This is a genomic window from Streptomyces sp. NPDC058697 (assembly GCF_042715345.1).
Classification (GTDB): Bacteria; Actinomycetota; Actinomycetes; order Streptomycetales; family Streptomycetaceae; genus Streptomyces; species Streptomyces liliifuscus.
The window spans coordinates 350,802-377,343 of sequence record NZ_JBHXSU010000004.1 but is presented as its reverse complement, the minus strand read 5'-3'; the positions used below and the strand labels follow the sequence as shown (position 1 = coordinate 377,343).

At 71.4% G+C, this 26,542-nt stretch carries 24 protein-coding genes and 1 pseudogene; 15 read left to right on the top strand and 10 right to left on the bottom strand.

Annotated elements, in window-relative coordinates; genetic code table 11:
• Positions 1 to 37 precede the first annotated feature (37 nt).
• Positions 38 to 1,111 (bottom strand): O-antigen ligase family protein, encoded by a 1,074-nt coding sequence (locus tag ACFWXQ_RS12575; protein ID WP_383942199.1) that lies wholly within the window; start codon positions 1,109 to 1,111, stop codon positions 38 to 40.
• Between the two features lie 221 nt (positions 1,112 to 1,332).
• Here ACFWXQ_RS12575 and lnt point away from each other — a divergent pair, with 221 nt between their 5' ends.
• The 4 genes and pseudogenes from lnt (at position 1,333) to ACFWXQ_RS12555 (ending at position 6,341) form a co-directional block, all read left to right on the top strand.
• A complete protein-coding gene (lnt, locus tag ACFWXQ_RS12570) occupies positions 1,333 to 2,946 on the top strand; it encodes an apolipoprotein N-acyltransferase (RefSeq protein ID WP_383942160.1) in 1,614 nt (537 codons plus the stop codon).
• Between the two features lie 77 nt (positions 2,947 to 3,023).
• The gene (locus tag ACFWXQ_RS12565) at positions 3,024 to 3,497 is read left to right on the top strand and encodes an NUDIX domain-containing protein (protein ID WP_383942163.1); all 474 of its coding nucleotides are present in this window, start codon (positions 3,024 to 3,026) and stop codon (positions 3,495 to 3,497) included.
• 60 nt (positions 3,498 to 3,557) lie between these two features.
• Positions 3,558 to 4,358 (top strand): 3-hydroxybutyrate dehydrogenase, encoded by an 801-nt coding sequence (locus tag ACFWXQ_RS12560; protein ID WP_383942166.1) that lies wholly within the window; start codon positions 3,558 to 3,560, stop codon positions 4,356 to 4,358.
• Between the two features lie 58 nt (positions 4,359 to 4,416).
• Positions 4,417 to 6,341, top strand: a pseudogene (locus tag ACFWXQ_RS12555) (helix-turn-helix domain-containing protein).
• A gap of 54 nt (positions 6,342 to 6,395) precedes the next feature.
• Here ACFWXQ_RS12555 and ACFWXQ_RS12550 read toward each other — a convergent pair.
• The gene (locus ACFWXQ_RS12550) at positions 6,396 to 7,793 is read right to left on the bottom strand and encodes an MFS transporter (protein WP_383942168.1); all 1,398 of its coding nucleotides are present in this window, start codon (positions 7,791 to 7,793) and stop codon (positions 6,396 to 6,398) included.
• Between the two features lie 644 nt (positions 7,794 to 8,437).
• Here ACFWXQ_RS12550 and ACFWXQ_RS12545 point away from each other — a divergent pair.
• Together ACFWXQ_RS12545 and ACFWXQ_RS12540 are read left to right on the top strand one after the other, a co-directional pair.
• Positions 8,438 to 8,716, top strand: coding sequence for a hypothetical protein (locus tag ACFWXQ_RS12545; RefSeq protein ID WP_383942171.1), 279 nt, complete (start codon positions 8,438 to 8,440; stop codon positions 8,714 to 8,716).
• A gap of 543 nt (positions 8,717 to 9,259) precedes the next feature.
• Positions 9,260 to 10,177: an NADP-dependent oxidoreductase gene (locus ACFWXQ_RS12540; protein ID WP_383942174.1), complete on the top strand. Its 918-nt coding sequence runs from the start codon at positions 9,260 to 9,262 to the stop codon at positions 10,175 to 10,177.
• Here ACFWXQ_RS12540 and ACFWXQ_RS12535 read toward each other — a convergent pair.
• Entirely contained in the window at positions 10,096 to 10,359 is a 264-nt protein-coding gene (locus tag ACFWXQ_RS12535; protein ID WP_383942177.1) for a WD40 repeat domain-containing protein, read from the bottom strand. The two genes, ACFWXQ_RS12540 and ACFWXQ_RS12535, sit on opposite strands and share 82 nt — an antisense overlap.
• A 23-nt stretch (positions 10,360 to 10,382) precedes the next feature.
• On the opposite strand from ACFWXQ_RS12535, the gene ACFWXQ_RS12530 reads away from it, so the two are divergent.
• Positions 10,383 to 10,586, top strand: coding sequence for a hypothetical protein (locus ACFWXQ_RS12530; protein ID WP_383942180.1), 204 nt, complete (start codon positions 10,383 to 10,385; stop codon positions 10,584 to 10,586).
• 25 nt (positions 10,587 to 10,611) lie between these two features.
• Here the strand turns inward: ACFWXQ_RS12530 and ACFWXQ_RS12525 are convergent, their stop codons facing one another.
• The 5 genes from ACFWXQ_RS12525 to ACFWXQ_RS12505 all read right to left on the bottom strand — a co-directional run bounded on the left by ACFWXQ_RS12525 (position 10,612) and on the right by ACFWXQ_RS12505 (position 15,039).
• Positions 10,612 to 11,247 (bottom strand): class F sortase, encoded by a 636-nt coding sequence (locus tag ACFWXQ_RS12525; RefSeq protein WP_383942183.1) that lies wholly within the window; start codon positions 11,245 to 11,247, stop codon positions 10,612 to 10,614.
• Positions 11,248 to 11,399: 152 nt separating this feature from the next.
• On the bottom strand, positions 11,400 to 11,759 hold the full coding sequence (locus ACFWXQ_RS12520) for a hypothetical protein (protein ID WP_383942187.1): 360 nt from the start codon (positions 11,757 to 11,759) through the stop codon (positions 11,400 to 11,402).
• A gap of 123 nt (positions 11,760 to 11,882) precedes the next feature.
• Positions 11,883 to 14,030: a sensor histidine kinase gene (locus tag ACFWXQ_RS12515; protein ID WP_386268123.1), complete on the bottom strand. Its 2,148-nt coding sequence runs from the start codon at positions 14,028 to 14,030 to the stop codon at positions 11,883 to 11,885.
• Positions 14,017 to 14,787, bottom strand: coding sequence for a response regulator transcription factor (locus ACFWXQ_RS12510; protein ID WP_383957154.1), 771 nt, complete (start codon positions 14,785 to 14,787; stop codon positions 14,017 to 14,019). The genes ACFWXQ_RS12515 and ACFWXQ_RS12510 overlap by 14 nt, the downstream gene beginning before the upstream one ends.
• Before the next feature lie 78 nt (positions 14,788 to 14,865).
• Positions 14,866 to 15,039 carry a hypothetical protein gene (locus ACFWXQ_RS12505; RefSeq protein ID WP_383957151.1) on the bottom strand — a complete coding sequence of 58 codons (174 nt, stop codon included), beginning with the start codon at positions 15,037 to 15,039 and terminating at the stop codon, positions 14,866 to 14,868.
• 284 nt (positions 15,040 to 15,323) lie between these two features.
• Here ACFWXQ_RS12505 and ACFWXQ_RS12500 point away from each other — a divergent pair, with 284 nt between their 5' ends.
• The 4 genes from ACFWXQ_RS12500 (at position 15,324) to ACFWXQ_RS12485 (ending at position 20,858) form a co-directional block, all read left to right on the top strand.
• Entirely contained in the window at positions 15,324 to 18,074 is a 2,751-nt protein-coding gene (locus ACFWXQ_RS12500; protein WP_386268121.1) for a LuxR C-terminal-related transcriptional regulator, read from the top strand.
• A 200-nt stretch (positions 18,075 to 18,274) separates the two neighbouring features.
• On the top strand, positions 18,275 to 19,912 hold the full coding sequence (locus ACFWXQ_RS12495) for an MFS transporter (protein WP_383956256.1): 1,638 nt from the start codon (positions 18,275 to 18,277) through the stop codon (positions 19,910 to 19,912).
• A 39-nt stretch (positions 19,913 to 19,951) separates the two neighbouring features.
• Positions 19,952 to 20,470, top strand: coding sequence for a hypothetical protein (locus tag ACFWXQ_RS12490; RefSeq protein ID WP_383956259.1), 519 nt, complete (start codon positions 19,952 to 19,954; stop codon positions 20,468 to 20,470).
• Positions 20,471 to 20,660: 190 nt separating this feature from the next.
• Entirely contained in the window at positions 20,661 to 20,858 is a 198-nt protein-coding gene (locus ACFWXQ_RS12485) for a hypothetical protein (protein WP_383956262.1), read from the top strand.
• A gap of 75 nt (positions 20,859 to 20,933) precedes the next feature.
• Here ACFWXQ_RS12485 and ACFWXQ_RS12480 read toward each other — a convergent pair whose 3' ends face one another.
• Positions 20,934 to 22,343 carry a DUF2252 domain-containing protein gene (locus ACFWXQ_RS12480; RefSeq protein WP_383956265.1) on the bottom strand — a complete coding sequence of 470 codons (1,410 nt, stop codon included), beginning with the start codon at positions 22,341 to 22,343 and terminating at the stop codon, positions 20,934 to 20,936.
• 40 nt (positions 22,344 to 22,383) lie between these two features.
• Positions 22,384 to 22,878: an ion channel gene (locus tag ACFWXQ_RS12475; protein WP_386268118.1), complete on the bottom strand. Its 495-nt coding sequence runs from the start codon at positions 22,876 to 22,878 to the stop codon at positions 22,384 to 22,386.
• Positions 22,879 to 23,190: 312 nt separating this feature from the next.
• Between ACFWXQ_RS12475 and ACFWXQ_RS12470 the strand changes: the two genes are divergently transcribed.
• The 4 genes from ACFWXQ_RS12470 (at position 23,191) to ACFWXQ_RS12455 (ending at position 26,355) form a co-directional block, all read left to right on the top strand.
• The gene (locus tag ACFWXQ_RS12470) at positions 23,191 to 23,892 is read left to right on the top strand and encodes an HdeD family acid-resistance protein (protein ID WP_383956670.1); all 702 of its coding nucleotides are present in this window, start codon (positions 23,191 to 23,193) and stop codon (positions 23,890 to 23,892) included.
• Positions 23,893 to 23,945: 53 nt separating this feature from the next.
• On the top strand, positions 23,946 to 25,298 hold the full coding sequence (locus ACFWXQ_RS12465; protein WP_383956673.1) for a hypothetical protein: 1,353 nt from the start codon (positions 23,946 to 23,948) through the stop codon (positions 25,296 to 25,298).
• A gap of 105 nt (positions 25,299 to 25,403) precedes the next feature.
• Entirely contained in the window at positions 25,404 to 25,868 is a 465-nt protein-coding gene (locus ACFWXQ_RS12460) for an SHOCT domain-containing protein (protein WP_383956676.1), read from the top strand.
• Between the two features lie 52 nt (positions 25,869 to 25,920).
• Entirely contained in the window at positions 25,921 to 26,355 is a 435-nt protein-coding gene (locus ACFWXQ_RS12455) for a hypothetical protein (protein WP_383956679.1), read from the top strand.
• Positions 26,356 to 26,542: the final 187 nt, after the last annotated feature.

The window sequence follows — 26,542 nt, the reverse complement described above, 5'->3', positions numbered from 1 at the left end:
GGCGTCCCGCGCCAAGGGGTTCGGCTCCCCGCGGCTCTCACGGGGACAGTGGGTCCTTTCGGGCATGTCCGCCGGGCTCCATCACGTTCTGCGGGGCCTCGTCGAGCATGGGACGTGCCGTGGCGAGGCCCGCGAGCAGGCCGGCGCCCGCCGTCACCGTGGTGAAGCTCAGCGCGTTGCCGACAGCGGCGATCGCGGCCAGTGCCGTCAGGGCCGCACCCGCTGTGAGTACGACCGGCGTCGGGCGCGGCGACCGCCACAGGGCGTACAGGATCCAGCAGAACACCGCCGCCAGCAGGGCCACGCCGACCACGCCCTGTTCGGCCACCTGCTGGAAGGGCGCCGAGTGGGGTTTGCCGTCGGGCAGCAGCGTCTGTGTGACGGTCGGGCTCAGTTCGGAGAACCGTCCGGGCCCCACGCCCAGCCCAGGCTCCCGGCCCGCCATGTCGAGCGCGTCCTGCCACAGCAGCACGCGATGCGGGGTGAGCTGCCCCTCAAGAGACGTGGTGAGACCGTCCGGCAGCACGTTCTCGGCGACGGCCCAGGTCGCCCCGGTCACCATGACAGCGGCCAGCGCGAGGCCGCCGAGCCCGAGACCACGGTGTCGCATACGGTCGGCGGCCAGGGAGCACAGCAGCACCGCCAGACAGGCCGCGAAGCCCGACGTCGACCCCAGGACGGCCGCGGTCGCCGCGATACCGGCGGCCAGCAGACGGAGCACGAGCCGCAGTCCCGGCGGACGGGCCGCCCAGGCCGCGCAGCACGCGGACCCCGCGGAGACGGCCAGCAGCGCGGCGGTGGCGCCGGTCTGCCCGAGCGGCGAGATCACCTGTGTGCCCTGGGTGGCGTGCGGGGAGGCGATCGCCAGACCGAGTCCGGCGAGCGCGCCCGCGCAGGGCGCGGCGACCGGAAGAAGCTCTCCGCAGATCCGCCCCGAGGCATAGCCGGCGGCGACGGCGAGCACCGCGAGGAGTACCCCTTCGGGACGCCCGCCATGTGCCGCGGCGGTGATCAGGGACCAGGCCGCGCACGCTCCCAGCACGACCACGCCCGTCGCGTCCGACGCGCTGCGTCTCTCGTGCGCCGACGCCGGACCGGCCGCCGACGCCATTCCTGTGGACCCCACCCCGTCGCCCCCGGCCTGTGAAGGGCCCCGACCGCCCGGCCGGCCTGCCACGGCCCGTACGTCAGAGGCTCCGGCACACCGTAACGGGTGATGCGCCGGTTTGTGGACGAGTTGCGCAGAAACGATGCAGCAGGTGGGAGGGGAGTGCGGGCAGGTGACCAGGGCCGCGCTGTCGGCGTCGTGACCACCCGCCGTACACTCCGGGGGTGACCGTCACAGCAACCTCCGTGGACGAGCCGGAGCAGCTCGAACCGCAGGCCCGGCCCGTTTCGCGCGTGGTTCGGCTGATGCGGCGGCTCGCTCCGGCCGCCACCGCGGCACTCTCCGGAGTGCTGCTCTACGTCAGCTTCCCGCCGCGCACGCTGTGGTGGCTGGCCCTGCCGGCCTTCGCGCTCTTCGGCTGGTTGCTGCGCGGCCGCACCTGGAAGGCGGGCCTCGGTCTCGGCTACCTCTTCGGCCTCGGCTTCCTGCTGCCCCTGCTCGTGTGGACCGGCGTCGAGGTCGGTCCCGGACCGTGGATCGCTCTGGTCGTCATCGAGGCCGTGTATGTCGCGCTCGTCGGCGCCGGCATCGCGGTCGTGTCCAAGCTGCCCGGCTGGCCCCTGTGGGCCGCCGCCCTGTGGATCGCCGGCGAGGCGGCACGCGCGCGTGCCCCGTTCGGCGGCTTCCCCTGGGGCAAGATCGCCTTTGGCCAGGCGGACGGCGTCTTCCTGCCGCTCGCCGCGCTGGGCGGCACCCCCGTGCTCGGCTTCGCCGTCGTCCTGTGCGGCTTCGGCCTGTACGAGATCGTCCGCCTGGCCGTCGAGACGCGGCGCACCCGTGCCGTACGACGCGGGGCCGCCGCGGTGGCTCTGCTCAGCTTCCTCCTCCCCGTGCTCGGCGCCTTCGCCGCGAGGCCCCTGGTCAGCGACAAGGCCGAGAACGGCACCGCGACCGTCGCCGTCATCCAGGGCAACGTGCCGCGCGCGGGCCTCGACTTCAACTCCCAGCGGCGCGCCGTCCTCGACTACCACGCACGCGAGACCGAGCGCCTCGCCGCGCAGATCAAGGCGGGCAAGGTCGCCCAGCCCGACTTCGTGCTCTGGCCGGAGAACTCCTCCGACATCGACCCGTTCCGCAACCCCGACGCCTACGCCGTGATCGACAAGGCGGCCAAGGCGATCGGCGCGCCCATCTCGGTCGGCGGCGTCGTCGAGAAGAACGGCAAGCTCTACAACGAGCAGATCCTCTGGGACCCGCAGAAGGGCCCCGGCGCCACCTACGACAAGCGGCAGGTCCAGCCGTTCGGCGAGTACCTCCCCATGCGGTCGCTCATCGGAGCCATCAACGACGACTGGACCTCCATGGTCCGCCAGGACTTCAGCCGCGGCACCGAGCCGGGCGTGTTCACCATGGCGGGCACCCGGGTCGGCCTCGCGACCTGCTACGAAGCCGCCTTCGACTGGGCCGTGCGCGACACCGTCACCCACGGCGCACAGATGATCTCCGTACCAAGCAACAACGCCACGTTCGACCGCAGCGAGATGACCTACCAGCAGCTCGCGATGTCCCGGATCCGCGCCGTCGAGCACAGCCGTACCGTCACCGTCCCGGTGACCAGCGGCGTCAGTGCCGTGATCATGCCGGACGGGAAGATCACCCAGCGGACCGGCATGTTCGTGGCGGACTCCCTCGTCCAGAAGGTCCCGCTGCGCTCCTCCGAGACACCTGCCACACGGGTCGGAATCGCGCCGGAAATGGTCTTGGTGCTGATCGCCGCTGGCGGCCTCGGCTGGGCCGTGACGGCCGGAGTGCGCGGACGACGCGCCGGTGACGCGTAGCCGTACGCCGGTGGTGCGCTGCTCGTACGCGTCCTGAACGCGCCGAGCCGGCGAAACCAGGCGGTTAGGGTCGGCCCATGGCTACTCCTGACTTCATCCGTACGATCCGGGCCACCGCCGGCCAACAACTGCTCTGGCTCCCCGGAGTCACCGCCGTCGTCTTCGACGACGAGGGCAGAGTGCTGCTGGGACGCCGGGCCGACACCGGCAAGTGGGCCGTCATCGCCGGAATGACGGACCCGGGGGAGCAGCCCGCGGCCTGTGCCGTGCGGGAGGTGCACGAGGAGACGGGCGTCCGGTGTGTCGCCGAGCGCGTAGTGCTCGTACAGGCACTGACGCCGACCACATACCCGAACGGCGACATCTGCCAGTTCATGGACATCACGATCCGCTGCCGGGCCGTCGGCGGCGAGGCCCGTGTCAACGACGACGAGTCGCTGGAGGTCGGCTGGTTCGACGTGGACGCGCTGCCGGAGCTGACCGAGCACGGACTGTTCCGGATCAAGCAGGCGCTGTCCGACGAGCCCACGTGGTTCGACCCCATGACCTGAGCGCGAAGTGTGGGTTGCACCCACATCGGTAGGGGCGTCGCCGCTGCCTAGGGTCGGGGCATGACCGCGCCCAGCGCCCTCGCAGGCACCCACGTCCCGTCCCTCGACCTCGGCGGCCGCACCGCCCTCGTCACCGGCGCCGCGGGTGGCATCGGCCGCGCCTGCGCACTGCGGCTCGCCGCTGCCGGGGCCAAGGTGCGGGCGGTCGACCGGGACGCCGGGGGACTGGACACCCTCACCGAACAGGCCCGCGGCCTCGCGGGCACGGTCGAACCACACGTCCTCGACCTCACCGACCTGGACGCCGCCGAGTCCGCCGCGGCCGGCACCGACATCCTCGTCAACAACGCCGGGCTCCAGCTGGTGCGCCCCATCGAGGAGTTCCCGCCCGACACCTTCCACACCGTGCTGACCGTGATGCTGGAGGCCCCGTTCCGGCTGATCCGCGGGGCGCTTCCGCACATGTACGGGCAGGGCTGGGGCCGCATCGTCAATGTGTCGTCCGTACACGGGCTCCGCGCCTCCGCCTTCAAGTCGGCGTATGTGGCGGCGAAACACGGTCTGGAGGGCCTCTCCAAGACCGCGGCCCTGGAGGGCGCCCCCCACGGCGTCACCTCGAACTGTGTGAACCCCGCCTATGTGCGCACCCCACTGGTCGAGAAGCAGCTCGCCGACCAGGCCGCCGCCCACGGCATCCCCGAGGAGCGGGTGCTCGGCGAGATCATGCTGCAGGACAGCGCGGTCAAGCGTCTCATCGAACCGGACGAGGTCGCCGAGGCCGTGGCGTACCTGTGCGGCCCGGCCACGTCCTTCGTCACCGGCACCTCACTGGTCCTCGACGGCGGCTGGACCGCGCACTGAGCATGAGTTGTCCACAGGGCTGGTCAGGCTGTCGGTGCGACGGGTAATCCTGGTGCACATGTCTCGCGATCAATTGCAGTCCGCCGAGCGCTCCGAGGCGAGCGCCGAGGCGCCGTTCCTGGAGCTGCTGGCCCGGGGCGCGTCCGCCGACGCCTACGAGCAGCCGGTGCTGCTCGCCCGCGCGGACGGGCTGCCGCCCGACCGGATCGCCGCTCTGGAGCGCGCCAAGCTCCTCGCCCTGCGCGTGCGCTCGGAGATGGAGGGGCGCCGCAGACGCGAGGCCGAGCTGTCCGCGCTCTTCGAAACGGCCCACGACCTGGCGGGGCTGCGCGACCTCGACGCCGTGCTCCAGGCGATCGTGCAGCGCGCCCGCTCCCTGCTGGGCACGGACGTCGCGTACCTGAGCCTGAACGACCCGGCCGAGGGCGACACGTACATGCGGGTCACCGAGGGATCGGTCGCGGCGCGCTTCCAGCAGCTGCGGCTCGGCATGGGGGAGGGCCTCGGCGGACTCGTCGCCCAGACGGCCCGCCCCTATGTCACTGACGACTACTTCCAGGACGACCGCTTCCAGCACACCCCGACCATCGACACGGGCGTACGGGACGAGGGCCTGGTGGCGATCCTCGGTGTGCCGCTGATGCTCGGGCCGCACGTCATCGGCGTCCTGTTCGCCGCCGACCGCCGGGCGCGGGTCTTCGAGCGGGAACAGATCGCGCTGCTCGGCTCGTTCGCCGCCCTGGCGGCCGCCGCCATCGACACGGCGAACCTGCTCACCGAGACCCGCGAGGCGCTGGCGGACCTGGAGCGGGCCAACGAGATCATCCGCGACCGCAGCGGGGTCATCGAGCGGGCCTCCGGCGTCCACGACCGGCTGGCCGAGCTGGTGCTGCGGGGCGGCGGGGTCCACGACGTGTCGGCCGCGGTGTCCGAGATCCTCGACGGCAGTGTGCAGTTCGCCGACGCGGGCACCGCGCCCGGTGACGCCCTGGAGGTGTCACGGGCCGAGGGACACGCCGTACGGCACGGGGACGACTGGGTCGCGGCCGTGACCGCCGGCGGCGAACTGCTCGGCGCGCTGGTGCTGCGCGGCCATCCGGGACTCGACCCCGTCGACCAGCGCACTCTGGAGCGGGCGGCCATGGTCACCTCGCTCCTGCTGCTGGCCCGGCGTTCGGCCGCCGAGGCCGAACAGCGCGTCCGCGGTGAGCTGCTGGACGATCTGCTCGACGCGCGTGACCGCGATCCCCGGCTGCTGCGCGAGCGCGCCGCCCGGCTGGACGCCGACCTCGACGCCACCCACGTGGTGCTGGCCTCCCGTCTCGACGCCACGGCAGCCGACGCGGACCAGGAGGCCGCCGCCCGCCGCAGACTGTGGTCCGCCGCGTCCCACCTCGCCGCCACCCGGCACGGACTGGCCGCCGCACGCGACGGCGGCACCGTCCTGCTGCTGCCCCTGAACTCCGGTGACACCGCGACGGAGCTGGCCCGCCGCACGGCCAAGGAGCTGGCACCGCCGTGCACGAGGCGGTCACCGTCGGCGCCTCGGCACCGGTCCGGGACCTGGCCGTCCGCCCGGACACCGTGGCCGAGGCCTACACCGAAGGGCAGCGATGCCTCGAAGCCCTGCGGCTGCTCGGCCGTACCGGGGACGGCGCCGCCGCGGAGGACTTCGGGTTCCTGGGGCTGCTGCTCGCCGGGAGCAGAGACGTCTCGGGCTTCGTCGAGCGCACCATCGGCCAGGTCGTCACCTACGACGAGAAGCGCGGCACCGATCTCCTGCACACCCTCGACGCCTACTTCGCCTGCGGCATGAGCCCCGCGCGCACCAAGGACGAGCTGCACGTCCACGTCAACACGGTCGCGCAGCGCCTGGAACGGGTGGGCCGCCTGCTGGGGTCCGACTGGCAGAGCCCGGCCCGCACACTGGAGATCCAACTCGCCCTGCGGCTGCACCGGTTGACGTCCACGGGGCATCCCTGACAGCACTGACCCCCGTACGCGCGGGCGTACGGGGGTCGGTCCGGGGCCACCGGCTCAGACGGTATGGGCGTCCGCGGTGCGGGCGGACGCCTTCGCGTCGTCTGCCTCGGTGCTGTCGTCTCCTTCAATGTCCGCGAGGTCGCGGTGCCGGGTCTCCTTCGCCACGCCCACCGCGATCAGCGTCAGCACGACCGCCCCGATCACGTACAGGGAGATGGGCGTGGAGCTGTCGTAGTCCTTGAGGAGCGCGGTCGCGATGAGGGGTGCGGGCGCGCCCGCGGCGACCGACGCGAACTGCGCGCCGATCGAAGCGCCGGAGTAGCGCATGCGCGTCGCGAACATCTCCGAGAAGAAGGCGGCCTGCGGCGCGTACATCGCCCCGTGGAGGACCAGGCCCACGGTCACGGCGAGGATCAGGTTCCCGAAACTCCCGGTGTCGATGAGCGAGAAGAACGGGAACATCCACAGTCCGATACCGGCCGCGCCCAGCAGATACACCGGCCGGCGGCCCACGCGGTCGGAGAGGGCGCCCCACAGCGGGATGACCGCGAAGTGGACGGCGGAGGCGATGAGCACCGCGTTCAGCGCGGTCTGCTTGGACAGACCGGCCGAGGTGGTGGCGTACACGAGGATGAAGGCGGTGATCACGTAGTAGCTGATGTTCTCCGCCATGCGCGCGCCCATGGCGATCAGGACGTCCCGCCAGTGGTGGCGGAGCACGGACACCAACGGCAGCTTCTCGGGAGCACCGTCCTGGGTCGCCTTGCGCGCCTCGGCCTGGGCGAGGGCCGCCTTGAAGACAGGCGACTCATCGACAGACAGACGAATCCACAAACCGACGATCACCAGCACGCCCGACAGCAGGAACGGGATGCGCCAGCCCCAGGAGGTGAAGGCGGCGTCCGACAGCACGGCGGTCAGCAGCGACAGCACGCCCGTCGCCAGCAACTGCCCGGCGGGCGCCCCGGTCTGCGGCCACGAGGCCCAGAACCCGCGCCGCCGCGCGTCCCCGTGCTCCGACACGAGCAGCACCGCGCCGCCCCACTCCCCGCCCAGCGCGAAGCCCTGCACCAGGCGCAGCACGGTCAGCAGCACCGGCGCCGCCGTACCGACCGTCGCGTGCGTGGGCAGCAGCCCGATCGCGAAGGTCGCCCCGCCCATCAGCATCAGACTCAGGACCAGCAACTTCTTGCGCCCGAGCCGGTCGCCGTAGTGCCCGAAGACGAGCGCCCCGATCGGCCGCGCGGCAAAGCCCACCGCGTACGTCAGGAACGACAGCAATGTGCCGACGAGCGGGTCGGAGTCCGGGAAGAACAGCTTGTTGAAGACGAGCGCGGCGGCGGCTCCGTACAGGAAGAAGTCGTACCACTCGATGGTGGTGCCGATGAGGCTCGCGGCGACGATGCGCTTGAGGCTGGCGGGGGGTGGGGGAGCGGTTGCGGGGGAGGACATCGGCACCACTTCCAGGCGGTTGGCGGGGACGCTTTCGTGTCGCCACACCGTAGGAAGGCCCAGGTCAGTGGCACATGTGGTGGGACACCATAGTTCTGGGTGTGGGCATGAGCGCAGCCACCATGGGGACGCTGCCGGAATCTCTGCGAGGGCTACGGCGGGCCACGAGGTAGGCCGTCCCAGTTGTGCTGTTCGGGGGCTATTTGTTGACACGGCACTGACACCAGCGGCAGTTGCGCGACATCGGTCACCGTATCCGGGGGACCGTCACGCCCGACCACCACTGCCTGCCGCCGGGCTGACGCCATTGCGGGCGGACCGCCCGAGAGGAACGTCCCTGGGCGACTCGGTGGCACGACTGCCGGGACGACGGTGGGGAGGGGTCCCGGTCGTGGCGCGGTTCAATGGCGGCCATGATGCGTAGAACGTCATCCACCGCCGTCATCGTTGTCGCTGTCGTCTTCGCCGCTGTCACGTCGTGTTCCGCTGATTCTTCGGACGGGTCTCCCGTCGAGGGGCGGCCCAGTGGGACCGGCTCCAGGGCACCGGCGTCGGATCCCGGGCCGACTCCCACGGAGACGGCCACGCCGTCGCCCTCACCGGCCGGGCCGTGCGCTGACGGGACATGTGAGATCGAGGTCGCCGTGGGGGACGTCGTGACGGTGCCGGAAAAGTACGGCCTCGGGCCGATCGAGGTGACGGCGATCACCGGCGGTGAAGTCGAGATGGTTGCGCCGCTGACAGGGTCGGGCTACAGCGTTTCGGGCTGTTCCGGTGGCGGCGGTGTGTCCTCGAACGGCAGCGGCGGCGTCGGGCTCACCTGCGGCGAGGGACCCGCCGCGACCATCAACGACGCCATGAGCCTGAAGGTAGTCGAAATCCGCGACACCGCCGCCGTCCTCCGTATCGAACCCGCTGGCTGACGTTTGCCGGGGTGGGCCTCGGCACCCTCGGTATCGTCGTCTTGATCAGTAATGGGATCAACACGCGGCGAGGAAACCGAAAACGCTTTTGCACCTGAACGCGGGATGTCGGGGCGTCCGGCAGATCAGGGCTCCTGGTCCGGTGCTGCTGGGGCTGTGAGGTATGCGGCAAGGTGCGGGCTTCACCGACGCCGAGAGGGCTGCTCGCGAGCGAGTGCGTCCGGATGCGGTGGTTCGGTTCCCGGGCCGGTGGGCGCGAGCGGCTTGGACTCCGGAGCTGAGCAGCCCGAAGAGCACTACCGTACCGGCCCTTGTCGACGCTCTCCGGCGACGTCCCGGGTGCTCGGATTGCACGGTGCGGTCGGGCCGGGGGTGCTTTCCCGGCGGGGCCGATGTGGGGGTGGGAGTTATCGCTGTCGGCGGCAGTGCTGGGAAGACAACCCCGTCCCTGGGCCGTTGAACGCGATGGCACGGTCGGTGTGTGGCATCCGGTACGTGGCCCGTCCAGGACTTGTCCGAACGAGGGAATGCGGTGATCACGCGATGAAGGCGGTGCGGTTCCACGAGTACGGCGGGATCGATGTGCTGCGGGTGGAGGAGGTGGAGCGGCCGACGCCCGGCCCCGGACAGGTGCTGATCGAGGTCCGCGCGGCCGGGATCCAGCCCGGCGAGGTGATGATCCGCGAGGGCGCGCGTCACGGACGCTGGCCCGCTGCGTTCCCCTCCGGGCAGGGCAGCGACCTGGCCGGTGTCGTGGTGGAGGTCGGCCCGCAGGTGCGCGGCTTCGCGGTGAACGATGAGGTCTTGGGCTTCACCCATGACAGGGCCAGCCATGCGGAGTTCGTCGCGGTCGACGACGTGGACGTGGTCTCGCGTCCACCGGGGCTGTCCTGGGACGTGGCCGGCTCGTTGTACGTGGCCGGCACGACCGCGTACGCCTGTGTGTTCGCGGTGGATCCCGGGCCGGCGGACACCGTCGTGGTGTCAGGTGCGGCGGGCGGCGTCGGGTCCTTTGTCGTGCAGCTCGCGCGGCGGCGCGGCGCCACGGTGATCGGGCTGGCGAGCGAGGGGAACCATGACTGGTTGAAGCAGCGCGGCGTCGTCCCGGTCGCGTACGGGGAGGGCGCGGCCGAACGAATCCGGGAGGCTTCCGGCGGGCACGTCGACGCGTTCATCGACACGTTCGGCGACGGCTATGTGGAGCTGGCAGTGGAACTGGGTGTTCGGCCCGAGCGGATCAACACGATCCGCGATTGGCAGGCCGCGGCCAGGGTCGGGGCGCAAACCTACGGAGAAGGCGCGGCAGCCTGCGCGGTCGTGCTCGGCGAGCTGGCCCGGCTTGCCACACGCGGTGAGCTGGAGGTACCGATCGCCCGCACCTACCCGCTGGAGCAGGTGCGAGACGCGTTCCGTGAGCTGGAACGGGGGCACACCCACGGCAAGATCGTGCTCCGCCCGTAGCCCCCGCCGGTCGGCAGTCCCGGCCATGCCCAGAACCGCGTTGTGCAGCCGTCGCCGGATGTGGCGAGCAGGTGTTCGTTGGGGTGGAACGCTGCGTGGGTGATGCCGTCTGCATGGCCGGTCGGCGGCGTCTTGGAGGAGCAGGCCGGCGAAGGCGCCGTGCGCGATGCCCGGGATCCCACGGCCGGTCACCTGGAGCAGGACGATGTCGGAGTCCTCCGGGGCGCGGGTGCGGGCGGCGTCCACACAGGCGCGCCAGGTGCCTTCGACGATCCACGCGATGGCGGCCGTCCGCTCGCCCTCCGGCTGGCAGGTGGGTCATGTTCCGAACAGACGCGGCGACGCCCACAACACCGACGTCGAGCAGTCCGGCGCGACGGGCACCGTGCACAGGTTGCGGCGTAGGTGAGTTGTCATGCCTCACACCTCACCCCTCACGCCAACGTCGCATAGACGATGAGGTTGTTCACCGGGTGGCCCTCGCTGTCGAAGTCGCCGTCGCAGGTGACCAGGCGTAGGGCGCGGTCCTTCGTCGGGCCGTAGACCTTCTCGGTGGGGAAGGAGTCCTTGCTGACGCTCTCGGTGTCCGTGACCGTGAAGTGCGCCGATTCGCCGCGGTCGTTGGTGACGGTGATGTCCGCGCCCTTGGTGATCTTCTTGAGGTCGTGGAAGACGGCCTTGCCGAAGCGGGTGTCGTTGTGGCCGATGATCACGGCGGGACCGACCTCACCGGGCACGGAGCCGCCGATGTACCAGCCGGCGGTCATGCCCTTCTCGGGAGGGGGGACCTCCACGGTCCCGTCCGTGTTGCGACCGAGCTCCATCAGGGAACTGGTGATCCCGATCGAGGGGACGGCGACTTCGGTGGGGACGCCCGGCTGTGTGGCCTCCGGAGCGCCCGGCGAGGCGGTACCGGCGGCAGCGGGGGTGTTCGGGGACGCCGGGGCAGGCTTGTCGGCGGCCGACGAACAGCCGGTGAGCACGGCGAGGACCACGGGTACGACGAGGGCGACACGGGCAAGAGCCGGCAGCGTGCCGAAGCGCCGTACCGGACGGGGTGCAGGTGACACAACGGACTCCAGAGCAGAACCAGCAGAACCAGCAGGACCAAGGGACCAAGGGACCAAGGGGCCTGAACGACTGACGGGGCCAGGCACATACGTGGTGGCGCCGCCCGGAGAAGGGCGGCGCCACCGTGTGCCCGGTCGGGCCGTGCCGAGCCTCAGCCGTTGTGGCGCCCTGCGGCGCGGCGGCGCAGGACGATGGTGCCGGCGCCCGCGAGCAGCAGAGCGCCGGTGGCCGAACCGACGAGGGTGGCCGTGCCGGTGTCTTCGGCCGGGGCCTCGCCCGCGGCGACGCCGCCCTTCGGAAGGTCCTTGGCGGCCGCGGCCTTCCTGGCTTCGAGCTCCTTCGCCTTCTTGGCGTCCTCGGCCTTCTTCTCGGCCGCGGTCTTGTCCTCTCCTGTGACCGCGCTCGGCGTGGGGGTCGGGTCGTCGGCGACAGCCGCGCCGACCGGGACGAGCATCGCGCCGGTCGCGACGGCGGTCAGAACGGCGAAACGCAGGGTGAGTTGGCGGGACATGTATCGCTCCAGTTCCAGCCCGGCCTTGGTGGTACCTGGTTGGCGAGCCGCACCAGGTTCCGGGCATGGCCCCACACTCGCGCCCACTTGTGAAGAAGCTGTCAGAAGCTCATGGTCATCGCATCAGGGCTGGCCAGGGGTCTCCCCGGCCCCCGGAATTCCGCGGTCCTTCGCAGTTCCTTCCGGTCCGTTCGTCGGTCCGTTCTCCGGTCCGTTCTCGGGTTCGTTTTCCGGTCCGGTGGAGGCTGTTTCGTCCCGTGTGACCGGCAGCCAGAGGGTGAAAACCGAGCCCTTTCCCTCCGTGCTCACCACGCTCGCCGTGCCACCGTGGGCCTCGGCGAGCTTGAGGACGATCGCCAGGCCGAGCCCGCTGCCGCCGGTGCTCCGGTTGCGGGACTTCTCCGCCCGCCAGAACCGGTCGAACACATGGGGGACATCGCCCGCGGGGATGCCGCTGCCGGTGTCGGCCACCTCCACGGCCACCTCGTCCCCGGAATCGGTGACGTACGAGCGAAGCGTCACCCTGCCACCGGACGGTGTGTGGCGTACGGCGTTGGAGACCAGGTTGCTCATCGCCTGCCGCAGCCGGACGGGGTCGGCGTCGAGCAGCGGCGGTCGGGGGGCGTCGGGCGGTGCCACGGAGACCGCCAGGGTGACACCCGCGGTCTCGGCCAGACCCTGGTGTGCCGCGGCGACCTGGCCGAGCAGGTCGTCCACGCGCACCCGCTCCAGGTGCAGGCGCAGCGCGCCGACGTCGGCAGCGCCCAGGTCCTGGAGATCGTTGACGATGTGCTGAAGCTGCACCGCCTCCTCGTGCAGCGAGGAGACGAACGCCGGGTCCGGTTCGGCGAGACCGTCCTGTGCAGCCTCCAGCCAGCCACGGATATTGCTCAGCGGGGTACGCAGCTCATGGGCGACGTCGCTGACCATCACCTTGCGCTGCTCCTCCAGCCGGGCCCGGTGCGCGGCCATGTCGTTGAAGGCCGCCGCCAGCCGTCCGATCTCGTTGTCCGAGCCGACCGGTACGGGCGCCGAGTCCATGCCGTCCCGCATCCGCTGGGCGGCGCCGGTGAGCGCGTGCAACGGGCGTACGAGCCGGGCTCCGGCGATCACCGAGGCGCCGACGGTGAGGGCGAGGACCAGGGCCGTGACCCCGGCGATGCGTGCGGTGTTGGCCGGGGAGAGATCGAAACCGGGCACACCGGCGGCGGCGTCGGTGCTGTCGATGAACAGCAGTGCGGGCGCGGCGACATACGACGTGAGCTGTTCGCGGCGGGCGCTGCCGACGCAGGCGGCTATGGCCCGGTCGTGCTTGCTGCTGTGAGCCTGGGGCATGCGCCCGTCGTCGGTCGCCTTCTCCTTGGTCGCCCTGGCGAGCGCCGCCTTCTCCTCGATCGCCTTCTGCTCCGCGGCCCGCTGCTGGGCGTCCGCCTCCTCCTTGGTGAGGCCGGTCGTGGGAAGCGCGACCGGCAGGCCGGTGTCCGTGCCTCCCGACCCCAATCCCCGTTCCCAGGACAGGTCCAGGTTCAGCTTCACGCCCGTACGGCCCTGGCGCTTCAGACAGGCGTCGGCCAGTTGGTTGAGCGCGCTCAGGGCCTTCTTCTCGGTCGGCGTGGGACCGGCCGCGAAGGACGTCAGACACTTCAGTTCCATGGAACGGTCGGTCTCACTGCTCACGAACTGGACGCGGGACCGCCCGCTCGGACTCTCGACGACGTCCGCGGCGATGCCCGCCGCACCGAGGCACTGCGCGCTGTCGGCGCTGGCCTTCCGCAGGAGCGTACGTTCCTGCGCGGGCAGCAGGAACGGCCCCACCGCGCGTGGATCGACGCGGTCCGCGCCCGCGGAGGCGGTGTCGGGCACCAGCACGGTGTCGACGGACAGCGGGTCGACGACAGCCGAGGCCTGCGGTGGCAGCGGGGCGGGGGAAGAGGTGCCGTTCGAGTCGTCGGAGGAGTCGAACAGCGGTCGCTTGTCCTGGGTGGTCAGCACGATCCGGCGCTGCGACTTCCCGGCCAGTTTGCGTACGGTGCCGTCGACGCCCTCCCAGCCCGGGTGGGTCGCCGCGTACCCCAGCAGGGTGTTGTAGATCTCGGCGTCGGCGCTGAGGTTCTGGCCCTGCTCCTGGCGGATCGCGCCGGAGGTCGTCTGCACGGCGAGCCAGGCGGTGGCGGCGACCGAACACGAGGCCACCAGCACCGACACGGTCAGCAGCCGTCCGAGCAGGCTCTTGCGGAGCGGCAGCCGCGCCCGCTCGTCACGACGACGCACGGCGCACGCCCTTCGCGTTGGTCCTCGTGTCGGTCCTCGTACTGGTCCTGGCGGGATCCGTCAGCTTGTAGCCGACGCCGAAAACCGTGAGCAGCCGGTCCGGCCGCCGAGGGGCGCGCTCGATCTTCTTGCGCAGGTTCATGACGTGTACGTCGACGGTGCGGCCGCTGATGTACTTGTCGAAGCCGTGCAGTTCCTCCAGGAGCCGCTGCCGAGTGAAGACCCGGTCGGGCTCTGCCGCCATCGCGGCCAGGATGCGGAACTCGCCGGGAGTGCACACGACGGGCGTCCCGCCGACGGACACCTCGTGCCGATCCGGATCGACTCTGAGCGCGCCCACCGACAGCGCCTTGTCCCCGGCGGAGCCGGGCGTGGGGTCGGCGGCGGGGACGGACCCGTCCGAGCTCCGGTTGCGGCGCAGGAGCGTACGCACCCGGGCCACCAGCTCACGCGGACTGAACGGCTTGGTCACGTAGTCGTCGGCACCGAGGTCCAGTCCGAGCAGCAGATCGTCCTCGGTACTGCGGGCCGTCAGCATCATCACCAGCACTTCGCGGCCCTCGGCGCGCAGGATCCGTACCACGTCGAGGCCGTCGGCCCGGGGCATCATCACATCGAGGACGAGCAGGTCGGGTTCCTGGTGCCGAACCTGCTCAAGAGCCGTACGGCCGTCCTCCACCACCGTGACCGTGTGTCCCTCGTGCTCCAGATAACGGCGCACCAGTTCGGCCTGCTTCGTGTCGTCTTCAGCGACCATGATGTTTGCGCACACGCCGGAGAGCGTAACGAGCGTGGAGCCGGGGCCGGTGGTAAGTGACCTTTTGAGGCGGGGAGTTCAGGCCACCGCCGTGAAGCCGGACCGCTCCGGCGCGGTCGCGGCGACGCCCGCCGGGCGACGGTCGGCACGTGCTTTCCGGGCGGCTTCCTGTACGTCCACACGCTCGCGTCGGCGGGACGGCCCGGGCCAGTCGCGTACGCCGTCGACGAGATGCCTGCCTACACCAATCACCTCGGCCCGGTCGGAGAGGAGGTCGGCCAGACGGGGAGCGGCCCGGTAACGAGCCGCGGGCCGTCACGCGCCTGGCCTGACCATGGCCGTCCCGCCGGCGGACGACCGGGCGGGCGCTGTCGGACGGGCGCGGTCCTCGTACGAACCCACAGGACTCGGCGGCGGACGCCGCTGCCGCCCCGGAGAGACCACTGGCGTCTGTTTTGGCGCGCACATGCGCAGAATCCGCGGGATGCTGAGGGGGAGCGCTGCCCATGATCTGACGAACAGTGGTGGTGAGCGCCATGGCTGGGCTGGAGGAGAACGGTCCGGAACCGACCACGTCGTGTGCCGATCCCCAAGGAGACCCGTTCCTGCACACGCGGTTCGTGATACCGGCACGTCCCGCGACGTTTCTGCGACGGGAGCGGCTGGTCAGGCATCTCGACCAGGCTCTGCGGACGCCGTTGACCATGGTCAGCGGGGCCGCGGGAGCCGGCAAGACCCTGCTGGCCGCCGACTGGGCCGCGCGAGGGGACCGGCCCGTGGCCTGGCTCACCAACGACGCCACGGCCCAGGGCTGCGGCATGTTCTGGGCGTACTTCCTGCAGGCCCTGACCGCCTCCGGTGTGCCCCCGCCCGCCGAGGTCGGTTCTCCCGCCGACGCGAGCCGCGTGGACCAGACGCTGCTGACGCGCCTCGCCGCGGGCCTGAGCGAGCGGGACCGGCCCGTGATCGTGGTGCTCGACGAGTACGACCGGGTGACCGCGCCGGAGATCGCGGAGCAACTGGAGTTCGTCCTGCACCACGCGGGACGGGGTATGCGCCTGATCCTCGTCACGCGCACCGAGCCCCTGCTCCCGTTGCACCGCTATCGGGCGGTCGGCGACATGACCGAGATCAGGGCCGCGGACCTGGCCTTCACCCCCGAGGAGGCGGCCGCGCTGCTGGACCTGCACGGGCTGCGCGTTCCGGTGTCCGCCGCTCGGGCCCTCGTGGAGCGCACCCGGGGTTGGGCCGCCGGACTGCGGCTGTGTGCCCTGGCCGCGCAGGAGAGCCCAGATCCGGAGACGTATCTGAAGGAGTTCGAGGCCGATCGCACCACGGTGGCCGACTTCCTGCTGGCGGAGGTGCTCAAGCGGCAGAGCCCCGAGGCGCAGGACCTCCTGCTGCGGGTCAGCGTCCTCGACCGCTTCGGTCCCGAGCTGGCGAACGCGCTGACCGGGCGAACCGACGCAGAGTCCGTCCTGGCCGGGCTGCACCGCGAGAACGCGTTCGTCGAGTACCTCGGGCACGCCCGGTACCGGCTCCACCCGCTGTTCGGGGAGATCCTCCACGCCCATCTGCGGATGCGCTCTCCCGGTCTGGAGCCCGAACTCCACCGACGGGCCGCGGCGTGGCTGCGGGACTCCGGATCCCTCGCGGAGACGCTCGGGCATGGCGCCGCCGCGGGCGACTGGGAATTCACCGCCGGCGCCCTCGTCGACGACCTCGCCATCGGCCAGCTCTTCACCGGTCTCCGCTCGGACCATCTGGCCGAGCTGTTCTCGGGGATGGGCCCCGGGGCCACGAGCCCCGCCACGGATCTCGTCCGGGCGGCCCGTGAGCTGGCGCGGAGCGACCTCGACCACGGCCTGGCCCACCTGCGGCATGCCGAGCAGAGCCTGGCGGCGGAAGAGCGGACACCGGCAGGGGATGGCCCGCCCGGCCTCGCGGCGGCCCGGTTGAGCTGCGCCCTGCTGGAAGCACTGGCTGCCCGGCTGACCGGTTCGCCCGCGAGGGCGGAGTCGGCGGCGGAGTCGGCCGCGGAACTTCAGCAGGAGGTGCCCGCCCGGCTCCTGGACGCGCATCCCGAACTCGCCGCCCTCCTGTCGACCCATCTCGGCTCGACGCGGCTGTGGGCCGGGCGCTTCGACGACGCACGTGACTCCCTGAGCAGTGCGGTCGCCTGCTCAGGGGGAGCTTCTACGGCGCTTCCGCGTGAGGAGTCCCTCGGCCATCTGGCCCTGATCGACTATCTGAACGGCTGGCCCGGCAAGGCGGAGCGCAAGGCACTGGCGGCGACCACCGAGACCGAGCGGTTCGGCCTGAGGGAGGAGTCCGGCTCCGGCATCGAGCTGCTCGTCCTGGCCGCCGTGGCCGTCGACCGCAACGAACTCGACCGCGCCCAGGCATTCCTCGACGCGGCGGCCGACGCCCATCACCCGATGCGGGAACCGGTGATGCGGGCGGGCCGGGCCCTCGCCACCGCGCGCCTGCTCCTGGCCCGCGGCGAAACGCACGCCGCGCTCGAAGCGGCGGAACCGGCCGTTGCCGCCGACGTGGTCTCACCCTGGTCGGCGGCGCACACGGCACTGGTGACCTCGGCCGCGCACCTGGCGGAAGGCCGGCCGCAGGCCGCTGCCGAGCTGCTGCAGGAGGTGCCCGGCGACCAGCCGGCGTGCGTCGTGGCGGCCGCGCGGGCCCAGCTCGCCGCGGGCCGGCCCGTCGAGGCGCTCGACCTGCTCGACCGACTGCGCCCCGAGACCCGTACCGGACCCGAGGCCCGTACCGGACCCGAGGCCCGTACCGGTCCCGACGGCCGTACGGGGCCCGCGGTGACCGTCCGGGCCTCTCTGGTGCGGGCCCAGGCCGCGGACCGCGCGGGGGACTCCGCCGCCGCGCGCAGACTCGTCGCCCACGCCCTCCACGAGGCACGGCGCGAACGGCTGCGGCGCCCCTTCCTCGAAGCCGGACCGTGGATCCGGCCCCTGCTGGGCACGGTGCCACTGCGCGGGCTGGCCGAGGGCTGGCTCACCCCCGGACCGCCGCCGTGTGACGCGACGCGGACTCGCCCCGGAGACCTGCCGCCGGCACCGGTCGTGGAGGAGCTGAGCGGACGCGAGCACGACGTACTGGAACGGCTCGCCCAGATGATGTCGACGGAGGAGATCGCCGCCGATCTGTACGTATCGGTGAACACGGTCAAGACCCACCTCAAGAGCGTCTACCGGAAGCTGTCGGTGAACCGGCGCCACGACGCGGTGCACCGCGCACGCGAGCTGCGGCTGCTGTGAGCGCGTGGCTGCGTCTTCTTGGCCTGCCCTGGCGGGGACCCCTGCCCGGCCGGGGGCTTTCGCGGGGTGCCCGGCTCGCCCGTGCGGGGTGAGGCGCCGGCCACGTTCGTCGGGTGCGATGGGGGTGGCGGCAGGGCATCGGCCGGTCGCTGCCCGGTGGACTTGGCCGGGTCCCGGGGCGACTCGGCGAGGTGGGCATCTTGAGGCATTGGCGGGCGCTGATGGTCCTGGGTACGGCCCAGTTCCTGATGGTCCTGGACACCTCCGTCATGAACGTGTCCATCAGCCAGCTGGTGGAGGACTTCGACACCGAGGTCACCGCGATCCAGGCCGTCATCACGCTGTACGCGCTGGTCATGGCCGCCTTCATGATCATTGGAGGCCGGCTCGGAGACATCTTCGGACGCCGTCGTCTGTTCCTGTTCGGGCTCGTCGTCTACGCCACGGGATCGGCCCTGACCGCCGCGGCCCCGACCTTGTGGGTCCTCGCGCTGGGCTGGTCGGTCATCGAAGGACTCGGCGCCGCGCTGGTGCTGCCCGCCATGGCCGCCCTCGTGGCCGAGGCCTACCGAGGGCGGGACAGGGCCGTGGCGTACGGCGTCATCGGCGGACTCGCCGGAGCCGGAATCGCGGTCGGCCCGCTGCTGGGCGGCTGGGTGACGACGTACCTCACCTGGCGGCTGGTGTTCGCCGGTGAGGTCGTGGTCGTCCTGATCGTGCTCTGCTTCCGCCGGGCGATCACTGAAGAACCCAGGACCGGTCCGAGCCCCCGCCTGGACGGGGTCGGCGCCGCACTCTCGGCGACCGGGCTCGCGCTCGGCGTCCTCGGTGTGCTGCAGAGCGGCTCCTGGGGATGGGTGCAGCCCCGCAACCCGCCCTTCACCGTCTTCGGCTTCGCGCCGACGCTGTTCGTCGTCGCCGCGGGGATCGCCGTACTGGCCTTCTTCCATCACTGGGAGAAACGGCGGGAGGCGAGCGGCGCCGAGCCCCTGGTGCATCTGCCCCTGCTGCGCAAACCCGCGCTCCGATCCGGCCTGATGACACTGGTGAGCCAGAACCTCATCCTCCTGGGACTGTTCTTCACCATTCCGCTCTATCTGCAGGTTGTGCAGGGCTTCGACGCCTTCCAGACAGGTCTGCGACTGCTCCCGGTGTCCGTCACCATGCTCGCGGCCTCCATGGTCGCCGCCCGGCTGGGACGGGCGGCCGGACCGCGCCGGGTGGTCCGGCTGGCCCTGCTGACCCTCACCGGCTCCATCGTGTGGCTGCTGGCCACCATCGATCCCGTCATCGACGACGCGCAGTTCGCCGGAGCCATGGCCGTGCTCGGGGTGGGCATGGGCCTGCTCGCCTCGCAGCTGGGCAACGTCGTCCAGTCCAGCGTGGTCGAGGAGGAACGCAGCGAGGCCGGCGGACTGCAGTTCACCGCCCAGAACCTGGGCTCCGCACTCGGCACCGCCCTCATCGGATCACTGCTCATCGGCGCCCTGGCCCACGCCTTCACCACCCAGGTGGACAAGAACCCGCAGCTGTCGGAGGAGGCCCGGAAGCAGACCGGGGTCGCTCTCGAAGCCGGCATCACCTTCGTGCCCACCGACCAGGTGCGCTCGGCCGCCGAACGCGCCGGGCTGCCGCCGTCCGAGGTCGACGCCCTCGGTGACTCGTACGCCACGGCGCAGCTCGACGGCCTCAAGGCGGCGATCCTCGCCACCGGCGGAATCACACTCGCCAGCTTCCTGGTCACGCCGCATCTGCCGACCCGAGGGGCCGGCCGTCCGAAGCAACCCGACACCGGCGCGCCCACCGGGGCGAGCAGCCCGACCGGCTCGACCGGCTGACCGATCGGCTCCGGCCGGCCGACCTGGAGGGAGGCAGCGATGTCCGAGGCCGAGCACACCGCGGCCCGAGCGGGCAGCGTCGAGCGCCGGGAACGCGCCGACTACACCGGTGCCGTCTACGGATCCATGCTCGCCGCCTCCGTGATCGTCGGGGCCGGATCCCTGGGCGAGTTCCCGCGTCTGGAACTGGTGCTGCTGCTGTTGCTCACCGGCGTGGCGTTCTGGATCGCGCACGTGCACGCCCAGCTGTTCGGGGCCCGTCTGGCGGAGCTCGGTCTCGACCGCCGGACCGTGCTGCGTGCGTGCCGAGACGAGTGGCCGATCGTCAAGGCCGCCGTCCCTCCTGCCGTCGCCGTCGCGGTCAGCCCCCTCCTGGGCCTCGACCTGTCGGGCTCCCTGTGGCTGGCACTCGCGGTCGCCGTGGCCGGCCAGGTGGGCTGGTCGGCGGCCGCGGCACGACGGGCAGGCGCCTCCTGGCGCCTGGTGACCGCCACCGCCACGGTGAACCTGCTGCTCGGGCTGCTGATCATCGCGTTCAAGATCTACCTGACGCATTGAGGGCGTCGACGGCATTGAGGCGACGGCATTGAGGCGGGGAGGCCCGTGCCGGTGTGCATCGACGCAGGTGAAGCGCGTGCCGGACGGCGTATCACCTCTACGGGGTGAGGCCGGGCGGTCCGCCGAGGCGGAGGATCGCACCGTAAGGCCGCAGCCCGCCTGTCCCAGGCCACCCGCGGGAGAGCAGCTCATGCGCTACGAGATCCGCGTCGAAGGACACATGTCGGAGACACTGAAGAGTGCCTTCCCGGAGCTGGATCACGTGATGATGTCCGGACACACGGTCCTGTACGGCTCCGTGATCGACGAGGCACACCTGTACGGCCTGCTGGCCCGCTGCCGCTCGCTGGGACTACGGGTCCTGGAGATGCGCCAACTGCCGGAGTGACACGGCGTTCGGCCGCGTACGACGATCGGCGCGATTCAGCCCCGTACGTACGACGATCCGCACGAGCAGCAGCGGTCACAGGCTTTCCGCCCGGACCCTGCCGGACGCGACAGCGGTGCCGAGTGCCTCGAAGTCCCGCTCGTTCTGGTCGGCGTAGGCCTGGGCGAACTCGGCGAGCGCGCGGTCGAAACGGTCGCTTCCGCCCAGGTAGGCGGCGATGGCCACCGGATCGCCCGAGCGGGCGTGGGCCCGCGCCAGACTGGCCCCGCACAACTGCCCGAACAGGCGGAGCATGCCGAGGTCCATGGTGTCCGGCCGCGCGATGCCCTTCCAGTCCTTGAGCTGGCGTACGTAGAAGTCGCGCTCGCGTCCGTCGAGGCCCACGACATGGGTCCAGCCCAGGAAGATGTCACTGGTCGTCTGGATCAGCCGCTGTCCGGCCACCACCCGGCGGCCCTGGTTGTCGTACTGGTCGCCGCCCGTGTGGGCGGCGAGGACCGACTCCTGCGCCTCCTTGGCCTGCAGCAGCAGCGGGTCGGAGTCGTCCCTGCCGAGGAGGAGCACGATCCAGCAGCGCGTACCGACGCTGCCGACGCCCACCACCTTCCGGGCCATGTCGGCCAGGTGGTAGTGGCGCAGCAGGTGCCGGCGTTCGGACGACAGGGTCCGCTTGTACCCGTCCAGGACGATCTGGAGCTCCTTCTCCTCGTCGCCCTCCGAGGAGTCCGGCAGCAGGTCCTGGAACGGGGTGATCAGCGGCGGGTCCGGTGCGATGCGCCGGCCCTCGGCCGTCATCCGGGTGAGTTTCGCGAAGGCCTGGAGCTGGGTGCGCGTACGGGCCCGGGTCGTCGCCTCGGCGGTGCGGCGCCTGGTCTCCTTGTCCATCGAGGAGGCCTGCAGTTCCCGTAGCCGGTCGGCGTCGTCCTGGGCGTACCAGATGTCCAGGGTGCCCATGCCGGCGAACGTCCGCATCCGCTGCCGGTAGGCCCGCACGCAGGTCCGTACCGTGCCGTTCTGTTCCTTGACCGAGAAGCCGTTGGCCCGGGCGGCGATCGCGAAGCTCGCCGCGAGTCGCTTGACGTCCCATTCGAACGGTCCGGCGAGGGTCTCGTCGAAGTCGTTGATGTCGAAGACGAGATGACGTTCGGGTGAGGCCAGCAGCCGGAAGTTGAGCAGATGGGCGTCCCCGCAGAGCTGAGCCGTCAGTCCGGTGTTCGGGACGGGGCCGAGGTCCGTCGCCATGATCGACGCGGCACCCCGGTAGAAGCGGAACGGGGATTCGAGCATGCGGCCGTAGCGGATGGGCACCAACTCGGGCAGACGTGTGGCCGACTGATACTCTATCACCTCGATGGGGTCGGGTCGTTCCTTCCCCGTCTCGAACCAGCCGTGGCACGAACGCGAGGCGCGCGTACGCGCTTGCCTTCCGTACGCGGCTCGCTCGGCCGGTGTCAGGGACGCTGTGAATGCGCTCGGTACGGCCATGACTCACACCTCCTGTGCGGTGTTCCTGTGCCGAGGAGTCCTACTCCGGCGGTGGCTCCCGGCCCTGTCTCCGCAGACCCGCCCGGACCGCGCCCGCGAGCACCCGGGCGGCGATGCCCACGAGCATCAGGCCGCCGACCATCTGGAGCATCGTCACCACGCGTCCCGTCTGGGACCGGGCCGCGATGTCGCCGAACCCGACGGTGGTGAACGTGGTCAGGGTGAAGTACAGCGCGTCGGTCCTGGTCAGCGGCTCGCTGAAGGACCCCGGGGAGGAACGCTCCATGACGTAGTAGACGCCGGCGAACAGCACCAGATACAGCGCCAGCGTGGCTGCCAGTGCCTCGACGGCCTTCAGCCGGGGCGAGCGCGAGCGCACGATGGCCCGCACCTCCCACAGGAAGACCAGGACGACCGCCAGCAGTCCGCAGGTGAGCAGCGCCACGGTACGGGCCGTGCCGCGCCCGTCCAGGGGAAGCAGGTAGTACGCGGTGACCAGACCCGCCGCGAGGCACACGGCTCGCGCGACGGGCACGACTGTCTCCCGCCGCCCCGGACCCGGTCGTCTCCGGTACGGAGTCCGCCCGGACCGGGCGGACTCCGTCGGGGCGGCCACGGGATCGCTCCGGGCAGCCGCTCGATCATCCATCTCGTGTCTCTTCGTCGTGCGCGCCGCAGGCCGGCGCGTGTCCTCCCGCCCTCACCTCATCGCTCCGGCGGCCCGCACGGATCACCCGCGGGGGGTGACCCGGTGACCGGCGACGGGCGGGACGCTTGCCCTGCGATCCCCGTGTGCCGCCTCGCCGGCGGTCCGGGAGCGACCCTGTCGATCGCGCGAGGAGGAGCCATGACCGTGTCGCGTGATCCGGAACCGGGCAGCGGACCGGCACACAAGCCCGACGGGGCGGCCCATGCGTCCGGCGGGCCGGACCACATGCCCTACGGGGGCCCCGTCCCCGCCGCCGACCCCGCGGCGGTACTGGCGAAACTCGGGCGCTCCTGGACGTGGGTCCTGGGCTCCGCGATCGCCACGCTGGTGCCGGGCATCCTGATTCTCGTCTGGCCGGACGGGACCCTGCACGTGGTGGCGGTTCTCCTCGGCCTGTACCTGCTCGTGACCGGGGGGTTCCGGTTCGTCGAGACCTTCGCCAGGGAAGAGCACGGCGAACGGCTGCCCGGGCTGCTCCTCGCCGTGCTGTACGTCCTCGGCGGGGTGCTGTGCCTGCGGAACCCGCTGCAGACCATCGCCGCGCTCTCACTGATCGTCGGGATCGTCTGGGTGGTGTCCGGCATTCTCACCCTCTACACGGCTCTGGCCGCCCGGGACCTGCCCCACCGGGGCTTCGTCCTCGGCATCGCGGTGATCGGCATCGTCGCGGGGATCGTGGTGCTGGCCCTGCCCTCCGAGTCCGCCCGGGCACTGACCCGCCTGCTCGGACTGTGGCTCGTCCTGCTCGGCCTGGCCGAGGTGGCCCTCGCCCTCGCCTGGCGCGCCGCACTCCGCAGGGCCGGTGTCACGGGGGCCCGCGACCCCGCCCGGACCGCCTGAGGCGCCGCTCGAAGCGGCCGGGAGGGGGGTGTCACCGCGACCAAGGAGGAGCCATGGCCTCAGGCAAGGCCTCCGAACCGTCCCCCTCCGGCCCGGACGCGCAGTCGCGTCAGGCCCTGACCGCCGCGGAACGAGCGGAGTACGAGCGGCTGCGCCGGTCGACCGGGGTACGCCACCGGCGCCTGCGCCGTGCCGGTGCCTCGGTCCTGCTGCTTCTCGCCCTTCTGCTGGCGCCCTTGGCCGTCGTCGCGGCCTGGGTCCAGGACACCGTCTCCGACACCGACCAGTATGTACGGACCGTCGCGCCGCTGGCCTCCGATCCGGCGGTCCGGAACCTCGTGACCGACCGCCTGACCAACCGCGTGGTGGACAACGTCGACGTCGAGGCGGTGGCGGCCTCGCTCACGAAGGCCCTCGCGGACACCGGGGCACCGCCCCGAGTGGTGGACGCGTCCGAGAACCTCGCCGCTCCGCTGCGCTCCGCGGTGCAGACCGTCGTCCACCGGAACGTCAGCCGTGTGATCGCCGGCGACGCCTTCGAGCAGGCCTGGGAAGGCGCCAACCGAAGGGCTCACGCAGCGGTGCTGAACATGCTCACCGGAGAGCGGGAAGGTGCCCTCCGCGCCACGGGCGAGGCCGTCGAACTGGACATCGGGGCCGTCGTCGACCAGGTGCGGCAGCGCCTCGTCGACCAGGGCTTCGAGAAGGCCGCCGTCATCCCGGACACCGACCGCACCATCACGCTGTTCGAGACCGAGCAGCTGGGGAAGGCACAGGACGCGATGCGGCTGCTGGACATCATGGGTACGTGGCTGCCAGTACTCGGCGTCGCCCTCGCCGCCCTCGCCGTGTGGACCGCTCCCGGACACCGGGTGATGCTGCTGGTCACGGCTCTCGGCATCGCCCTCATGATGGTGCTCCTGCTCGTCGCACTGGCGGTCGTACGACGTGTCTACCTGGACGGGATCCCCCCGGGGGCGCAGTCCACCGACGCCGCCGCGGCGATCTTCGACACCTTCGTCCGCTTCCTGCGGGAGAGCACGCGCACGCTCCTCGTCGTCTCCCTGATCACAGCGCTGAGTGCCTATCTGTACGGACCCGGGCGGGCGGCACGCGGAGTGCGGAACGTGGCCCGGCGGGGCGCCACGGCGGCCGGCAGGGCGCTGAGCCGCGCCGGGCTGCGCACCGGCTCCCTGGGGCGCCGACTGGCCGAGCACCGGTCGTGGACCGCCGGAATCACCATCGGGGCGGGCGCCCTGGCCCTCGTGCTCTGGAACCACCCCACGGTCGGCGCGGTGGTGCTCGTCCTCGGCCTGGTCCTGTTCGCCCTGGCCCTGGCGGCGGTGCTCGCCGCCGCCGCGGAACCCGCACCGGCCGATACGGAACCCGGGCGGGCGATCCCGTGAACCGTGCCTCACCCGCCTCGGGTGAGGCCGCCCGGTCGTGGCCGTGGGCAGGGTGGAAGCGACAGACAACGGCCGGCGGGCGAACGCCCGGGACGGAGGAAAGAGATGAGCGGGCCGACGTACCTCGCGTACGACTATCCCCTGCTGAGCGTCTTCTGGTCCATGCTGGTGTTCTTCCTGTGGATCATGTGGTTCGTTCTGCTCTTCCGGATCGTCGTCGACATCTTCCGTGACGACGACATGAGCGGCTGGGCCAAGGCCGGCTGGCTGGTGTTCGTCGTCCTCCTGCCCTTCCTGGGTGTCTTCGTCTACGTCATCGCCCGCGGCAAGAACATGGGCCGCCGGGAGGTCGCGCAGGCACGCGCACAGCAGGAGGCCTTCGCGAGCTACGTCCGGGAAACCGCCAAGGGCGGCGACGGCAGGCCCAGCAGCGTCGACGAACTCGCCAAGCTCTCCGAGATCCGCGGCCGCGGCGACATCACGGACGAGGAGTTCCGCAGGGCGAAGGACCTGGTCCTGAGCGGCCACGGCCCCTCGGAACGGGCGGGCAGCACCGCCTCCGGGAGCTGACAGCACTCGCACCGGCCGGGAACACCGCACGAGACTGAATCGAGGCAGCACGATGACCGCCACACACACCACGCACCACCCGCGGACGGCCCATCGGCCGTGGGCCGAGGGTCTGACGGTTTTCGCAGCCGTCATGCTCATGATCGCAGGCGTGCTCGACATCTTCCGGGGCATCATGGGGATCGCCGAGGACGACGTCTTCGTCACGACACGCGACTACGTCTTCGCGTACGACCTCACCGGCTGGGGATGGATCCACCTCATCCTGGGCGCCGTCGCCGTGGTGGTCAGCATGGGACTCTTCCAGGCGTCGTTGTGGGCGCGCGTAGCGGGCGTCACCATCGCCGGATTCATCATCATCGCCAACTTCCTCTCCCTGCCGTACTCCCCGGTCTGGTCGATCGTGATGATCGCCTTCTCGGGGTTCATCATCTGGGCACTGTGCGTGGTCCGGAAGGACGACTCCGACGAGTTCGAACGCTCGTAGGTCCGGAGCTCCAAAGCGTCATGAGCAGGCTCATATAGGCTGCACGCTCTGTCCGTTGCAGCCCGTACCACCTTCCCAGGAGAGTCGCTCAGTGACCGTGGAGATCGCTCAGCCCGCACCGGCCGTCCAGTCCGCCGACGAGACACCCGGAGAAGGAACGCCCGCGGACGAGGCCTTCTGGGAGGAG

Excerpts from the sequence above, each read along its gene's own strand:
- ACFWXQ_RS12520 (WP_383942187.1), bottom strand. The coding sequence starts at position 11,759 with ATGTCCCGCCAACTCACCCTGCGTTTCGCCGTTCTGACCGCCGTCGCG.
- ACFWXQ_RS12530 (WP_383942180.1), top strand. The coding sequence starts at position 10,383 with ATGTCGGAGTCCTCCGGGGCGCGGGTGCGGGCGGCGTCCACACAGGCG.
- ACFWXQ_RS12575 (WP_383942199.1), bottom strand. The coding sequence starts at position 1,111 with ATGGCGTCGGCGGCCGGTCCGGCGTCGGCGCACGAGAGACGCAGCGCG.
- ACFWXQ_RS12470 (WP_383956670.1), top strand. The coding sequence starts at position 23,191 with ATGACCGTGTCGCGTGATCCGGAACCGGGCAGCGGACCGGCACACAAG.
- ACFWXQ_RS12560 (WP_383942166.1), top strand. The coding sequence starts at position 3,558 with ATGACCGCGCCCAGCGCCCTCGCAGGCACCCACGTCCCGTCCCTCGAC.
- ACFWXQ_RS12565 (WP_383942163.1), top strand. The coding sequence starts at position 3,024 with ATGGCTACTCCTGACTTCATCCGTACGATCCGGGCCACCGCCGGCCAA.
- ACFWXQ_RS12500 (WP_386268121.1), top strand. The coding sequence starts at position 15,324 with ATGGCTGGGCTGGAGGAGAACGGTCCGGAACCGACCACGTCGTGTGCC.
- ACFWXQ_RS12465 (WP_383956673.1), top strand. The coding sequence starts at position 23,946 with ATGGCCTCAGGCAAGGCCTCCGAACCGTCCCCCTCCGGCCCGGACGCG.
- ACFWXQ_RS12455 (WP_383956679.1), top strand. The coding sequence starts at position 25,921 with ATGACCGCCACACACACCACGCACCACCCGCGGACGGCCCATCGGCCG.
- ACFWXQ_RS12490 (WP_383956259.1), top strand. The coding sequence starts at position 19,952 with ATGTCCGAGGCCGAGCACACCGCGGCCCGAGCGGGCAGCGTCGAGCGC.
- ACFWXQ_RS12540 (WP_383942174.1), top strand. The coding sequence starts at position 9,260 with ATGAAGGCGGTGCGGTTCCACGAGTACGGCGGGATCGATGTGCTGCGG.
- ACFWXQ_RS12550 (WP_383942168.1), bottom strand. The coding sequence starts at position 7,793 with ATGTCCTCCCCCGCAACCGCTCCCCCACCCCCCGCCAGCCTCAAGCGC.
- ACFWXQ_RS12460 (WP_383956676.1), top strand. The coding sequence starts at position 25,404 with ATGAGCGGGCCGACGTACCTCGCGTACGACTATCCCCTGCTGAGCGTC.
- ACFWXQ_RS12480 (WP_383956265.1), bottom strand. The coding sequence starts at position 22,343 with ATGGCCGTACCGAGCGCATTCACAGCGTCCCTGACACCGGCCGAGCGA.
- ACFWXQ_RS12485 (WP_383956262.1), top strand. The coding sequence starts at position 20,661 with ATGCGCTACGAGATCCGCGTCGAAGGACACATGTCGGAGACACTGAAG.
- ACFWXQ_RS12510 (WP_383957154.1), bottom strand. The coding sequence starts at position 14,787 with ATGGTCGCTGAAGACGACACGAAGCAGGCCGAACTGGTGCGCCGTTAT.